General features: G+C 62.8%; 11 protein-coding genes. 5 read left to right on the top strand and 6 right to left on the bottom strand.

Going from position 1 to position 14,037, the window contains the following annotated elements:
• Nucleotides 1-102: 102 nt before the first annotated feature.
• From HNQ60_RS26735 to HNQ60_RS26755, 5 genes are all read right to left on the bottom strand, one after another.
• The gene (locus HNQ60_RS26735; protein WP_184335880.1) at nucleotides 103-2,640 is read right to left on the bottom strand and encodes a TonB-dependent receptor domain-containing protein; all 2,538 of its coding nucleotides are present in this window, start codon (nucleotides 2,638-2,640) and stop codon (nucleotides 103-105) included.
• Nucleotides 2,641-2,941: 301 nt separating this feature from the next.
• Nucleotides 2,942-3,772 carry a hypothetical protein gene (locus HNQ60_RS26740; RefSeq protein ID WP_184335881.1) on the bottom strand — a complete coding sequence of 277 codons (831 nt, stop codon included), beginning with the start codon at nucleotides 3,770-3,772 and terminating at the stop codon, nucleotides 2,942-2,944.
• A gap of 46 nt (nucleotides 3,773-3,818) precedes the next feature.
• Nucleotides 3,819-4,862 (bottom strand): MBL fold metallo-hydrolase, encoded by a 1,044-nt coding sequence (locus HNQ60_RS26745; RefSeq protein WP_184335882.1) that lies wholly within the window; start codon nucleotides 4,860-4,862, stop codon nucleotides 3,819-3,821.
• A 52-nt stretch (nucleotides 4,863-4,914) separates the two neighbouring features.
• The gene (locus tag HNQ60_RS26750) at nucleotides 4,915-5,775 is read right to left on the bottom strand and encodes a hypothetical protein (protein ID WP_184335883.1); all 861 of its coding nucleotides are present in this window, start codon (nucleotides 5,773-5,775) and stop codon (nucleotides 4,915-4,917) included.
• A 145-nt stretch (nucleotides 5,776-5,920) separates the two neighbouring features.
• Nucleotides 5,921-6,292 (bottom strand): c-type cytochrome, encoded by a 372-nt coding sequence (locus HNQ60_RS26755; RefSeq protein ID WP_184335884.1) that lies wholly within the window; start codon nucleotides 6,290-6,292, stop codon nucleotides 5,921-5,923.
• A gap of 151 nt (nucleotides 6,293-6,443) precedes the next feature.
• Here HNQ60_RS26755 and HNQ60_RS26760 point away from each other — a divergent pair, with 151 nt between their 5' ends.
• Genes HNQ60_RS26760 through HNQ60_RS26775 form a run of 4 tightly spaced genes read left to right on the top strand, consistent with a single transcriptional unit; the run spans nucleotide 6,444 to nucleotide 10,615 of the window.
• Entirely contained in the window at nucleotides 6,444-7,745 is a 1,302-nt protein-coding gene (locus tag HNQ60_RS26760) for a hypothetical protein (protein ID WP_184335885.1), read from the top strand.
• Between the two features lie 5 nt (nucleotides 7,746-7,750).
• Nucleotides 7,751-8,497 carry a c-type cytochrome gene (locus HNQ60_RS26765; RefSeq protein ID WP_184335886.1) on the top strand — a complete coding sequence of 249 codons (747 nt, stop codon included), beginning with the start codon at nucleotides 7,751-7,753 and terminating at the stop codon, nucleotides 8,495-8,497.
• On the top strand, nucleotides 8,487-9,413 hold the full coding sequence (locus HNQ60_RS26770; RefSeq protein ID WP_184335887.1) for a peptidyl-prolyl cis-trans isomerase: 927 nt from the start codon (nucleotides 8,487-8,489) through the stop codon (nucleotides 9,411-9,413). The genes HNQ60_RS26765 and HNQ60_RS26770 overlap by 11 nt, the downstream gene beginning before the upstream one ends.
• Entirely contained in the window at nucleotides 9,410-10,615 is a 1,206-nt protein-coding gene (locus HNQ60_RS26775) for a HupE/UreJ family protein (protein WP_184335888.1), read from the top strand. The genes HNQ60_RS26770 and HNQ60_RS26775 overlap by 4 nt, the downstream gene beginning before the upstream one ends.
• 9 nt (nucleotides 10,616-10,624) lie before the next feature.
• Here the strand turns inward: HNQ60_RS26775 and HNQ60_RS26780 are convergent, their stop codons facing one another.
• Nucleotides 10,625-11,230 carry a DUF1579 domain-containing protein gene (locus tag HNQ60_RS26780; protein WP_184335889.1) on the bottom strand — a complete coding sequence of 202 codons (606 nt, stop codon included), beginning with the start codon at nucleotides 11,228-11,230 and terminating at the stop codon, nucleotides 10,625-10,627.
• Nucleotides 11,231-11,484: 254 nt separating this feature from the next.
• Here HNQ60_RS26780 and HNQ60_RS26785 point away from each other — a divergent pair, with 254 nt between their 5' ends.
• Complete coding sequence (locus HNQ60_RS26785; protein ID WP_184335890.1) at nucleotides 11,485-13,899, top strand: TonB-dependent receptor; 2,415 nt, start codon at nucleotides 11,485-11,487, stop codon at nucleotides 13,897-13,899.
• Nucleotides 13,900-14,037: the final 138 nt, after the last annotated feature.

Genomic DNA, 14,037 nt, shown 5'->3' on the forward strand with positions numbered 1-14,037 from the left:
CAATTTGACCGGCGTCCGCCGGTCATCCCCGCGAAAGCGGGGATCCATGCCTTTTCTTCGGATGGATTCCCGCGTTCGCGGGAATGACGACGGACGGCCGTCCTAGTGCGTCGCGTACCGCAACGACATCCCCCACTCCCTCGGACGCGCCGGCGTCCCCGTGTCGATCTGGTCCGCCGGCAGGAAGAATCCGTTGATGCGATAGAACTGGTTGAGGACGTTGGTGCCGAAGATCGCGAATTCCCAGCGATTGTCGGGACTCGCGAACGCCATCCGGGCGTTCATGACGCCATACGCAGGCTGGAACGATCGGGTGTTGATGTCGAGTTGCGTCTGCACATCGTCCTGCCATGCATAGTCCGCTCGCAGGGAAAGATTGCCGGGTTGCAGCCGCCAGTCGTACTGCGCACCGAACGAGTACGCAAATCGGGGGGCATAGGCAAAGGGCGCACCCAGAGCGAGATTCTCGGCGTTGCCGATCTCGGTGAATTCCGTGTGCAGCCACGTTGCACCGTACTGCAGCAGCAGCGAACGGGACAGCTGCAGGGACCCTTCGATCTCGAAACCCCGGATCTGCGCTTCACCGGCGTTCGTCGTCCGCGGGAAGCCCGGAGCCTCCTGCAACTCTTCCGTGATCTGCACGTCGTCGTAGATTCCGAAGAATGCGGTGGCATTGAACCGCAGCCGCCCGCCGAACAGGTCGGCGCGCAATCCGAGCTCGTTGTTGGCGAGATCTTCCGGACCATATGGAGTGAAGCCCCCATTCGGCAGAAAAGGTACATTGCCTCCCGTAAATCCGCCCGCGCCGAAACCGTGTGCCCGAGTGAAGTAAGTCATGATCCGCGGCGTCCATTGATACTGGATCGACGCACGCGGCGACACCCGGTTGAACGTCGCCGTCCCGGACTGATTGGGGAGCGGATCACCCGCGGCCTGGAGAGAGTCGCTCGGATTGCAGCACTGCTCCGCCTGGACGAACGCAGGCAGATAGGACGCCTGGTGGATCTCATCGGAGTTGTATCTCGCGCCGAGACTCAGCGTCAGTCTGCTCGTCTGTCGCCAGCTCCATTCGGCGAAGACGGCCCAGCCGCGCGATTCGATATCAGTCAGCGTGTTGATGAGGGGCGGATCGTAGCTTGCGTATCCGCCGCCCAGCGCTTCGCGTGCACTGAGCCATGGATCGAAGCGCAGCTCGTTGGCGACCCAGTTCTGCCGCGAACTGCGATTGTCGTCGGCGTAGTAGTACAGTCCGCTCGTTCCGGTCAACCGCTCGCCCCGGAACTGCAACTGCAATTCCTGGCTCGATTCGGTCCGGCGCGACGCTGAGTAAGCTTCATAGATCGCATAAGGCGTTCCGTCGAAGTCGTGCCCCGTCTTCACATCGATGTCGCGGTAGCCGGTGATCGATTTCAGCCGGACCTGGTCGCTCATCTCCCATTCCACCTGCAGCACGCCGCCGGCGGAGGTATAGCTGTTTCCCCAGATCGATCCAGGACTCGCGGTTTTCCATTCCTTGCGCGCGCCGTAGGTCCACTCGCTGTCGAGAGGCAGCCCCACTGCTTCGTAGATGCACAGGCTGTTCGGCACGCCGCCGACGAAGTTCACCGGCGGCGCGGAACCTGGGCACACCGGATTCAGCGCCCAGACTGCGGCCGGCGTACCGTCATTGCGCTGCTCCGCGTACTCGCCGATGAGCAGTGCGCTGAGATTCTCGTGCGGACGCCACTGCAGATCGGCACGCATGATGCGGTCGTTCTGGTCGCCGAAATCGGCATCGACCGTCGTGCTGTCGATGTAGCCATCGCGATTGAGCGTCGCCGCTGTCAGCTTGCTGAAGAGCGTATCGGTGAGCGGCAGATCCGTGTTGAGGACGAAGTCCCTGCGCCCGGCCGAGCCGCCGGTGGCCTTCACTCGAATGCCCGGGTCCGTTCGCGGTTTCTGAGTCACGTACTGGATGGCGCCGCCCATGGCGTTCTTGCCGAACATCGTTCCCTGCGGACCTCGCAGCACTTCGATGCGTTCGACTTCGACGACGTTCATCAGCAAACCGTTCGCACCGCTGCGCACCACGTCGTCGACGTAGACCGCTACGCCGGGAATTCCACGAACCCTCATCGCGCCTGAAGTTCGACCGAAGAAGTTGCCGCCATTGACGGCGACACCTGGCACGCGCGCGTTGAGATCCTCTGCATTCTGGATGTCGCGAACCTCGATCTCCTGCGCACCCATGGAGCTGACGGCGAGCGGCACCTGCTGGAGACTTTCTTCCCTGCGACGCGCGGTGACAGTGACTTCGGCAATGGCAACGTCTGCGTGAGTGACGTCGTCGCCGGCCACACGCGGCGGGGCAGATGGGCTTTCCTCCGCGGGCACAGGAACGGGCTGCACCGCCCTTGGACGGCGGCGGATCGCAACGTTGCCCTGGTCATCGATGACGAATTCGAGATCGGAGTCGGCGAGCAGTTTCGCCAACCCGTCGCGCACGGTGAAGTAGCCGCGCAGCGAAGCCTTCGCGTGAGCGTCGACGGCTTCAGATGAATACAGGAGATGAACCTTGCCCTGCGTCGAGAATTCACGCAGCGCGGAGGTGAGCGATTGATTCTGGATCTCGAAATGCAGACGTGGGTCGTCCGCGGGCACGGCTGCGCTCGCGGTCGCGCATGACAGCAATCCCAATCCTGTCAGCAGACCCGCAACGCCCCGACATCGCGACGCGTGATGCCGCGCCCGACCGTTTCGCCCCAAGATTCCCCCCAGATGCATCCGGGCCGCCTGCGTCATCCCAGGATGCTGGAATACGCGACCGCCTCTGGGGCTTCACCATACACGCAAACACCGCAGCAAGCACAGCCGGGCCGGCTGCGCCTGACATCGTGCTCATTCCATGGCTGAGTCAACGGCCAGGGAAAGTCCCTAAGTCGATTATGTCGCTCTCAGGCGATCAGACGTCGCCGCACGCCGTGGTCCGCCACCTGGAGCCGTCCTGCTCCTTGCGGAACTGGGTGCTCCAGATCAGGGGCTCGCGCAGATACTGCGGATCTTCGATCTGCGTCGTAACGACGATCCAGGGCGTCCCGTTCAGCACGAAGATGTCCCAGTACTCGGTCATCACCGCGTTCTCGCTGTATGGGAATCCATTTCTCTGTAGATACCCTGCGCGCATCTGCGTAGTGATGACACGCAACGCAGGACGCCCGGCGTCCGCCGGGGCGCGCGCGAACTGTCTCAAGTGGGGAGTTTCGTACCAGCTTCCGACCGACACGCCCTGCCAGGTCCGTTCGCCCGATGGCGCTGCAGGCCGCTTGAATGGAATCACGCGCGACTGTGTGCCGGCGGAGAAATCCGCGCGCAGCGTTTCATCATCCTGCCACGTGATGTGCAAGCGGCCGGGTGTGCGGATGTTGCCTGCCGCACCATTCAGCTTGCATGCGTTGCCTGCGGCCTTGTCGGCAGCAGGATCGTAAGCAGCGGCAACCTTCTTCGCAGCATCGTTCGCCGGAATGCTGCCCCGATAGCCCACGGGCGGCATGGTCATTCGCTCCAGCCAGTCCTCGGTCACTACCGAAACCCAGTAGCCGGTGAGATCGATCGGCGCACCGGCTTTCGCTGTCGGCGGTGGCTTGGGGGCCTGCGCCGGCTGCTGACCACTGGTATTGCGGCGTTGCTGTGCAACGGATTCGGCAGCCGGCAGCGCCAGCAGCAGCGCCATTACCGTCATCCCCATCGCGCGCATCGTCTTGATGGCCGGGCTTCGCGCCAGCGCAGGTTTCATCGATCGTTCTCCGGATTCCTGGTCTGATGGACGCATCGTGTGGCGCTCACTGCGCGGCCGCTGCTTGCGCAGGTGCGGCCGAGAGCTCGCGATAGGCGGCTTCGATGAACTGTTCCTTGGTCCATCCACGCTGCGGCGCGCCATAGATGCCGTCGTAGTCGAAGCTCGGACGGGCCGCTTTCACCTGCTCGAGCGTTTTGCCCTGCTTGATGAGGTCAGCGATCCGGTCGCGGATGACCGTGAGCGCATCGCGGTAGATCACGACGCTGTACTCATCCGCCACCGGGCCGTACGCGGGGACGACGAGCGTGCCACCCTGAGCATTGAAGTCGGGCACTGCGAGGTCGATGATGCGATTGAGTCCATTGATCACGCCTTGCAGCGAACCGCCGCGCTCCGGCGTCAGGATCGGATAGCTGGTCGGCGTGAAGACTTCTCCCGCCACGATCACATCTGAACTGCGAAAGAAGACGATGCTGTCGCCATCAGTCGCGGCGTTCGGCTCATGGATCAGGATCACTGCTTCGTCATTGAAGCGCAGGTCGAGATTGCCCATGTAGTAGACGTCGACCGGCCAGCCGGCCTCCGGTGCCTTGCTGTTTCCGATCACGCCGCTCATGTGATTGAGCACACCTTCGTGTGCCTTGATCGAAGCCGTCTTGATCTCGCCGCGATCGCCAATGAAGCGACCCACGTTCGTGACGTTCACGTTGCCGCCGGTGTGTTCGGGCAGGAAGCTCGTGTTCAGGATGATGCGGAGCGGTTCGGGCGTGAGCTTGCGGATGGCGGCGATCAGCTTCTCGCTGGTTGCGGGCGTCTGGGTGTCGACGAGGATCGCACCTTCCTTGCCGAACTGGACGACGCTGTGTGCACCGCCACCCGCGGCACCGATCAGGTAGACGTTGCCGCGCAGATGCATGACATCCAGCTCTGCCGGCACCGCTTCGGCAGCAACAGGCACCGGCTTCTGCGTCTTTGCCTTCTGCGCATGCGCAATCGAGAGCGGCACGAGCGCCAGCGCGCACACGGCCAGCATCTCGAATGGACGTCTCGTCCGGACAGTGGCGGCCAGCATCGAATGGGAACTCACTGTGGCACTCCGTGGATCAGGCGTTGCTCTGTTCATTGTCGTAAGGCCCGGATCAGAACGGCGATGCCGGTTCGCCCCACTGCGGCAACTTCTCCGGCAACAGCTTCTTGAGATCCTGCTGGTACTCCGGATACAACTGCTTCGCACCGCCCTTCGTGACTTCGGGCGGGAAGCCCGTCTTGTCGCCGAACTCCTTGAGCATCGGATTCATGCCGGGCGGCAGCCAGTGCGCAACGAATCCTTGCGGACGTTCCACTTCGACGCGCGCAGTGCAGGTGTAGGGGTTGATCCACAGACCGGGAGCAAGCGTCCAGTTCCAGCTGCGCACCAGCGGCTCGGTGAGGTAGACCGGATCTTCGACCACGCTGACGAGGGTGAGAATGTTTTCGTGCCGGATCCAGTACTCGGTCAGCTTGCCTAGCGCACTGCGCGCGACGCCGTTGCGCCGGATCCAACCTTCCTTCAGATGCGTGGTATCGACGACCAGGATGTCGCCGTCCCACTTGCCCGTCGAAAACCCTTCCCATGTATGCGGCGCATTCGGCGACGGATGCGATCGGCCATCGACCCAGATCGTTCGCACGGGTGTCATCCAGCCGAGCATCACGTGATACGCAACGACCTTGAGCGAGTTCGGATCGAAGGTGGACCAGATCTTGAGGTGAGCGGGTCCATGCGGACCATAGTCCGCAGGATGCGGAGCACATTGGTGTTCCGGTACAGACCACTTGTTCGCGTCCCACGTCTCGGCACGCAGCAGTGCCGCTTCGTTGATCGGCAGGCCGGTGAAGTCGCCGATGTCGGGGCCACCGCCGCGATCCGCCTGGTCTTCGTGCATCTTCTGCGCCCACGAGCCGGTCAGGTCGACTTCCGCAGTCGCGTGCGAAGCGCCAAGCACACACAGAGCAAGCATCGCGGCGCGTAAAGGAGCGCAGTTTTTGATTCTCATCTACGACGCGGCCTTGCGACCGCTCCCCCGGATGAAGTCCAAGAAACGATTTGAAGCTGAAACGATGGGCACGGGCCCTTGTCGACAAATTGCGTGTCGACGACCGGCACTAGGGCTCCATCACGCCGGCGCCGCGCCCCGCAAGAAACTGGATGAGTGCTGTCATTTCCTGCGACGTGCACTGCGAACAGTTCCCGCCGGCCGGCATGTTCGGCGTGCCTTTGATCACGCTCTGCCGCATCCGCGTCACACCCTTCTCCAGTCGCAGGTTCCAATCCCGGCGATTCCCGGTGAGTGGCGCGGCGTTGAGGCCGCTGGCATGACACGGCTGGCAGGACTGCCTATAGAGCTCCGTAAGCTTCGGATCGGCCGGCAACAACTTTGCCGCTCGAACGGCGGGATCGATGGCGGGCGCGTCGTTGCCGGTACAGCCGGCTATCGACATTGACGCCAGAACGAGCAGCCGGAGGATTTTTGGCATTGCGATAGGCTGAGGAACGAACGCGAGTCTCAGCGTGCTTAACGGCGCTGCCGCATGCGACACGACAATTTCGCCGCGGCAGCGGAATAAATGTCTGCGGGCGGCCGGCGGAACGTTGGAATGTCCACAGCCCCCCCTCGCGAGAGTTCGCATGCAGACGCCAGAACAGATCCGCGCGCTGGCCGATGAGATCCGCGCAGGCGGCCGGCTCGGCCGACCCGGCGTCATCTACCGGCTGTTCGACTACCTGGTCGACCGCTCCCTCGACGGCAGCCCGCCGAAGGAACTGGAGATCGCGGTCGATGTCTTCGGCAAGACCGCCGGCTTCGATGTCTCCCAGGACGCGGTTGTCCGGGTCTACGCCCACAAGCTGCGACGCAAGCTCGACGAGATCGGTGCCAGCGTGCCTGCCGGAATGGCACGGCTTGCGCTGACGAAAGGCGAGTACAGAGTCGCGCTAGCGAACCTCGCAGCGCATAGTGATGGAGCCGCCGATCCCGTCGCTGCAGCTGAAGAGACCCATGTCACGCCACTCGTGATGCTGATGAAGCAACCTCGGGTGAAGGGACTCACGCTGGCAGCGGCGACTGCACTGCTCGTTGCCGTCGCAGTCCTCTTGCTGCTGCAACTCCGGCCTGTCACCGACGAGATCGCGCAACTCCGCGCCAGCGAGGTCTGGGCGCCCTTCTTCAAGGATCAGCGGCCGATCACGATCGTCGTCGGCGACTACTACATCTTCGGCGAGGCCGATGAGCAATCCGGCGAGATCAAGCGGATGGTGCGTGAGTTCTCGATCAACTCGGCACGTGACCTCGAGGCGCAGCTTCAGTCCGATCCGCGGCAGCGGTCACGTTACGAGGACCTGAACCTGGCCTATCTGCCCACTTCCACTGCGTTCGCCCTGCGCGATGCAATGACCATCCTCGGCGCGCCGGGGCAGCGTCGCAATCGCGTCCAGATCGTGCTCGCGTCAGACCTGAATGCGACGACCATCCGGTCGTCGCACATCGTGTACATCGGTCTCATCAGCGGCATGCGGGAGCTGCAGGACCTCGTGCTCGAGCGCTCGCGACTCAAGCTGGGAGAGTCCTATGACGAGCTCATAGATCGGGAGAACGGCCGGCACTATGTGAGCCAGGCCAGCAGCGCGCCGGCGGAGCGCTCGACATACAAGGACTACAGCTTCGTCGCCGGCTTCACTGGCCCCGCCGGCAATCGCATTCTCATCGTCTCCGGCACGCGTGACGCGGCGGTCATGCAGAGTGCGGCCACGTTGACGGAGCCATCGACGGTCGATGAGCTGCGGCGCACGGCGCGATCGCTGAAATCATTCGAAGCGTTCTACGAAGTCGAGGGCATGGACCGGTTCAACCTCGACAGCAAGCTCCTGTTTGCCGTGCGGCATGATGATCACCGCATCTCGCCAGCGAACGCTTTGGCCGCACTGCGCTGATCCTAATGCGCTGGCTCGGCTGGATAGCGTTGGCGGCCTCGCTCGCCGCCGCGGCGGTGGCTTCAGGCATTCACGAGCAATCGGTGCGCTCGCGGCTGCTCAGAGCTGATCCGGATCTCGTCGCTTCGGATCCGCAACTGGTCGCCTATGCGATGGACATGGGCGCACTCACTTATTCAGGAGCGTGCAGCGGCTGTCACGGCCCGGCCTTGACGGGCGACCGCAGATCAGGTGTCCCTGACCTCACCGATTCCGAATGGCTCTATGGCACCGGGCGCCTGAGCGAGATCGAGCGGATCGTCCTCTACGGCATTCGCTCCGGATACTCCAAGGGCTGGAATCTCGCCAGCATGCCCGCGTTCGCCCGCGCCAAACCCTACGCCAGCTATCACGTCGACCCGCTCAAGCCTGGCGAGGTCGACGACGTAACTACCTTTGTCCTCTCCTTACAGAATGCCGCGAGCCCGTCCGATGCTGTTGAACGCGGCAAGACAGTATTCCTCAAGAACGGGCTCTGCTTCGACTGCCACGGCGCAGACGCCCGAGGAGATCCCGCGATTGGCGCACCCGACCTCACCGACGCCGTCTGGCTTTACGGAAATGGCTCCGCGGAATCCATCCATGCCGCGATCGCGCACGGCATGGCAGGCAGCTGCCCCGGAAATATCGACTCGCTGAGCTTCGCCGAGATTCGCGCGGTTGCGCTGTACGTGCATTCGAAGCGGTCCGGAGGCCGCGCACATGACCCCTGACGCCGCCCTGTCCAGTAGCGCGATGCAGCGCGCACTCGATCCCGCAAGCACGAGCACGTTGCGAGCGATGGTTCTCTGCGCGGTCGGCGCCATCGTCGGCCTGTCGATCGCCGGTTATGGCCTCTTCACCGCGGCCGGCACGTCGACACGAACGGTACCGCCCGAATCGGTGGCCATGGTGAATCAACGGCCGATCCTGCGCAGCGACTTCATCGCCCAGACCGAGAGCGAGCTGGGCAAGACGTTCGCTGAAGCCACGCGCGACGAGCGACTCAAGGTTCTCGATGAAATGGTCCGCGAGGAACTGCTGGTGCAGCGCAGCCTGGAACTGGACTTCGCCGAGACGGATCAGGATTCCCGCAACGCACTCGTGACCGCAGTGACGCAACAGATCACCGTGGGCATCGTCACCAGCGAACCGGACGAACAGCAGCTCATGAACTTCTACGAGACCCACAAGGAGCAGTTCTCGTCGGAAGGCCGGATGCAGGTTGTCGATCTGGTCCTGGCTGGCGAGAACATGGAAGTTGGGCGAGCCGCGGCGAACGCATTGCGCTCCGGAACTTCGGTCGAGGATGTCATGGCCGGCTTCGGCTTGACTCAGCCGGTCCGCCATGACGAGGACTACTACTTCGCCGTCAAGTACCGTCTCGGCGATGTTCTATTCGCGCAGGTCGAGCATCTCTCTGCTGGCGCAGTGAACGAGCCAGTGCGCCTCGGCGACGCCATTCACATCGTGCAGGTGGTCTCGAATACCCGGCCGGTTCCCCTTGCCTATCCGATCGCCCGCGCGCAGGTGGCGACGGATTTCAAGATGTTCGAGCACGAACGATCGCTGAATGCGACGCTGACCTTTCTGCGCGGCCGATCGACGATCCTGATCGCGGATGACTACGCCGCCGACTACAAGCCATGAGCCGCTTCTCTCGTGTGCTCTGTACCCTGCTGCTGTTCATCGCAGGATCGACGCAGGCTCACACGCTGAGCGAGAGCCACTCTTCGTGGAGGGTCTCTGGCGACAGCGTACGCGTCGAGTTCATCATTCCCGAGCTCGAGGCTAAGCGACTCTCCTCGAACGGCACCGAAGTGCCGGCGCGCTCCGCTCTGAGCGCCTACATTGCAGCCCATGTCGGTGTCGAAGCGGACGCAAAGGCCTGCGATCTTTTGGACGGACCCCGCGCACTCACCGCAGTTCCGGGGTTCTATCGCGATGAGCTGACGTTCAAATGCCGCTCGTCGCAGCATCTCGCTATCCGCTCCTCCGTACTCTACGAGTTCGTGCCCTCACACACGAACTTCGCCCGCATCGAGACGAATGAAGGCGAGCTCTTCGAGCAACTGCTGACGATCGACCATCAGAGTGTCGAGCTGACCGGCGAACACTCTGAACTGCAGAGTGCCGGGCTGCTCGAGTTCATCCACATGGGGATCATGCACATCTTCACCGGCATCGATCACATGTCGTTCATGCTGGGACTGGTCCTGATCTCGCGCCGTGTGCGCGACCTGCTCTTCGTGGTCACCGGATTCACGATCGGACACAGCCTGACGCTGGCGCTCGCGGTAACGGGGATCCTTCGGCCCGATGGTCAGTTCATCGACGCACTGGTCGCACTGACCATCGTGCTCATCGGTGCGGAGAACATTGGTGACTCGACCCGCAATCCGCTGCCGGTCGCGCTGGGTCTCGGGGGCATTCTGCTCGCGATGACCGCCGCTAAACTCTTGGGCGCGAACATAACCCTGCCGCTCACGCTACTGATAGGCGGCGGCATCTTCTCGTTCTGCTACCTGCTGTTCACAGGCCACCTGCGTGATGCCGCACGCGTACGGCTGCTCGTCACCCTGGTGTTCGGCCTCATTCACGGTTTCGGGTTTGCCGCTGACCTGCTTGATATGCGGCTGCCTCCGGAACGTACGGCAGCCCTGCTCTTTGGCTTCAACATCGGCGTGGAGATCGGACAAGTCACGGTCGTGCTGGGCGCGCTGCTGCTCGCGCGATTGCTGATCAAAGTGCGACTGGCGATGCCGAGGCCGCTGTTCACCGATATCGCGGCTGCGTTCCTGATCGGCGAGGGACTCTATTGGTTCCTCGGCCGGACCGTGACACTGGGCTAGCAGGTGAAATTACTTGGGTCCGATTGCGCCTGCATCCGGCCAGTCCGTATCGCCGACCCGGCGCAACGTGAACTCGGACATCGCGACAGGATCGCGCCCCGGCGCTATCGCCCGGCCGGACTCCTTCCAGACTTGATCCTTGATCGAGCCTGCGTAGTGGAGACCCGCATCCGCGCCGCCGATCCGCCAGACGTAGCCTTCGGTCGCAAGTTCGAAGTCGAAAGCGCCACTGCGACCCGCGGCGCGTGCATTCATGACGTACGCATTCTTCTGCGCATCGAAGCTGATCGTGTTGAATGCGTGAAACCCAAAGCTGCCGTCGGCGAGGTAGCCGCGAATCTCGATGATCCTGATCGTGCGATCGAGTGCAGGTCCCACGCGGTACGTCATGGTCATCTGCCGGGGAGTTTCGCCCGGCTGGTCGATCATCCAGCCTGATCCGCGCCATACGCCGTCCAGCGACGAGAGTTTCGCCATGGCGCTGCGCTGCGCGGCGATCATCTGTGCCGGCGTCATCTGGGGAGCAGGTTGCGCAGCCGATGCGGGAACTGCGGCGATGACCAGGGTCACCGCGATCATGCGCAGCAACGCGCTCTTCATTCTCTGCGCTGGCAAGGGACTCTCCTGACTTGCGGCAAAACGGACCCGACGACCGCGTCGAGGCCTTCCACCATAGAACGCGCCGCGTTGCGGCAACACGACAATTGACCAAGAGAGCGGAAGCGATTGACCGTGAGCGCGGCAACGCGTCGTCCTTTATTTCCTCATCGTATTAGTCATAGACGCCCCTTTGCGCGGGCGCACGAAGGTCCCTACGCCCTGAGAGCGTCAGGGGTAGTTCCAGATCGAGAGAATAAATGGGGGCACACATGGCATTCCGAAGCACGGCATTCCGAGGCACGGCATCTAGACGTTCGCAACATCTGCTATTGGTTGGGGCCTGCGGCCTCGCTTCGAGCGTCGCTTCACTGGCGCAGGATTCCACGCCAGCGCAGGACGGCCTGCTCGAGGAAGTGATCGTCACCGCGCAGATGCGTGCGCAGGACATCCAGGACGTGCCGATCGCGATCACCGTGATCAATCCCGAAGACCTGGCCCGCGCCGGCTTCAACGACGCCAACGATCTCAGCAAGATCGCGCCCAACGCGATCATCACGCAGGATCAGGGCGAGGTGAGCATTACGATTCGCGGTATCGGCGACCTGTCCGACGGCGGGGACACCTCGGTCACCGCGAACATCGACGGTGAATATCTGAACGGCGGCCGGGCACTCGCGGCCGCGCTCTTCGATCTGGAACGTGTCGAGGTCCTGCGCGGCCCACAGGGCACATTGTATGGACGCAACTCCACCGCCGGCGCCGTGAACTACATCATGCGAAAGCCGGGTGATACCTTCGACGCGAACATGGCCGTGAGCTACGGCGTCGATTACAGCTCCGTGCGCGCGGACGGCGGCGTCTCGATTCCGCTCACAGACGGCGTGGGTATCCGTGTAGCCGGGTTCTATGAGGACCGCGATGGCTACGTCGAGCATCCGGGCCTGGCTGCCGGGAACTACGGCGGATTCAACTTCCCTGGCTATGAAGCATTCGAGTCCGACGACAACGAAGGGTTCGGCGGCCGCTTCTCGCTTCGAGGCACCAATCTCGGCGCATTCACTTACTACCTCGCTGCAGAGTACTCGGAGCGTGAATTCACGCCACAGGTCTTCGCCGCGATCGACACCCACCAACCGGAGTTCACGCCGGGCGCGAACTGCGCGGCACCTGGCTGGGAGGCTACGGCCCCGCTCATCACGACAGACACCCTGTGCATTCCGAGCGGGACGCGATACCAGGACACCCTGAACCGCGAGAACTACGCCGCGCCCGCGAATGGCGGCGGTCGTCAGTTCTGGGAAACGTACGCGTATCGCGCGCGCTTCGACTATGAGTTCAGTCCCGCGGCGACATTGAGCTACATCGGAGGCTACCGGTACTTCGAAGTGGACCCGAAGAGCACGGGGTCCCTGCCCGTCGTCTATGCGAACGTGGTCGAGCAGAACGAAACGACGACGCAGAGTCACGAGATCAGGCTCGCGGGCGACGTGAACGGAATCATCTACCAGGTCGGTGGATTCCTGTTCAAGCAGTCGATCGACCAGCTCGCCGGCTTCTATCTCGGAGACATCACGCCGGGCACCCAGAACTTCGGCTTCTTCATCAACTACAACCTGCGCGACTCGGACAACGAGAGCAAGTCCGCGTTCGGTCAGGTCGAAGTGCCGATCACCGATCAGCTCACGGCAGTGGGCGGCGTGCGTTACACCAGCAACGAGAACGATGGCTACTGGCGCGATCGTGCGGCCTTCCTCGTGGGTCCAGAAACTCGCCCGCGCGATACGCCGGGTATCTTCACCGACCCGCTCCTGCTGCACAGCTCGGAGGAAAAGACCACCTGGCTCGCCGGCCTGAACTACAAGCTGGATCCCGACACACTGATCTACGGCAAGGTCTCGACGGGTTTCAAGGGCGGCGGCTTCGACGCCGTAGGCACTTACGGCCCGGAAACGAACACAGCCTACGAAACCGGCTTGAAGAAAGTGTTCGCGGACGGAAAGAACATCTTCAACGCTGCGGCGTTCTACTACGACTACAAGGGTCTGCAGGTCGATGTTCTGCTGAGCTCGGCGGAAGGCGGTCGCGTCTTCAATGCGGGCGCCGCAACGATCTGGGGCTTCGAGCTCGAGGGCGTGTTCGAGCTGACCGAGAACGATCGCGTCAATGCGTCGCTCAACTACCTGAATGCGGAACTGGACGAGCTGGAGGCGCTCTACAACGTGTACTGCGTCCCTGTCAGCGAGGGTGGTGTCGGACCGTGCGCGGGTGACGAGGCAGCTGTCGGTGACCTCGATCCCAATACGCCGGGAGTCCAGTCGCCGAACTTCGCCGGCAACAAGCTCGGCAACTCGCCCGAGTGGATCGCGACGCTTGGCTACGACCACGTGTTCCCGCTGAGCTCTGGCAACACCATCACGTTCCACGCGGACATCGCTTACAAGAGCGAGTTCTTCACGGAGTTCTACAACTACGAGGACCACAAGCAGGATGCGTACACGCAGTCGAACGCGTCGATCGACTTCGAGACGGACAACGGGCTCACCGTGTCTGCTTACGTCCGCAACATCGAGGACAAGCGCTACCTGACCAACGGCTACTTCCTGGCGGCGGGCCCGGACGACATCTGGAACTTCCAGTTCGGCAACCCGCGTCAGTTCGGGGTGCGCTTCAGCAAGGACTGGTAGCAGACTAAGCACGACCGCGCAGTCCTTTGAGGCTGCGCGGTCGTCGCATCAACCGGCATCTCCTTTCTTCCTGTGGGTCCGGCTTTAGCCGGACGTCATGCGAAGCATGCCTTTCGGTACTACGGCTGAGCCCTCATC

This window comes from Povalibacter uvarum, assembly GCF_014202975.1.
Taxonomy (GTDB): Bacteria; Pseudomonadota; Gammaproteobacteria; order Steroidobacterales; family Steroidobacteraceae; genus Steroidobacter; species Steroidobacter uvarum.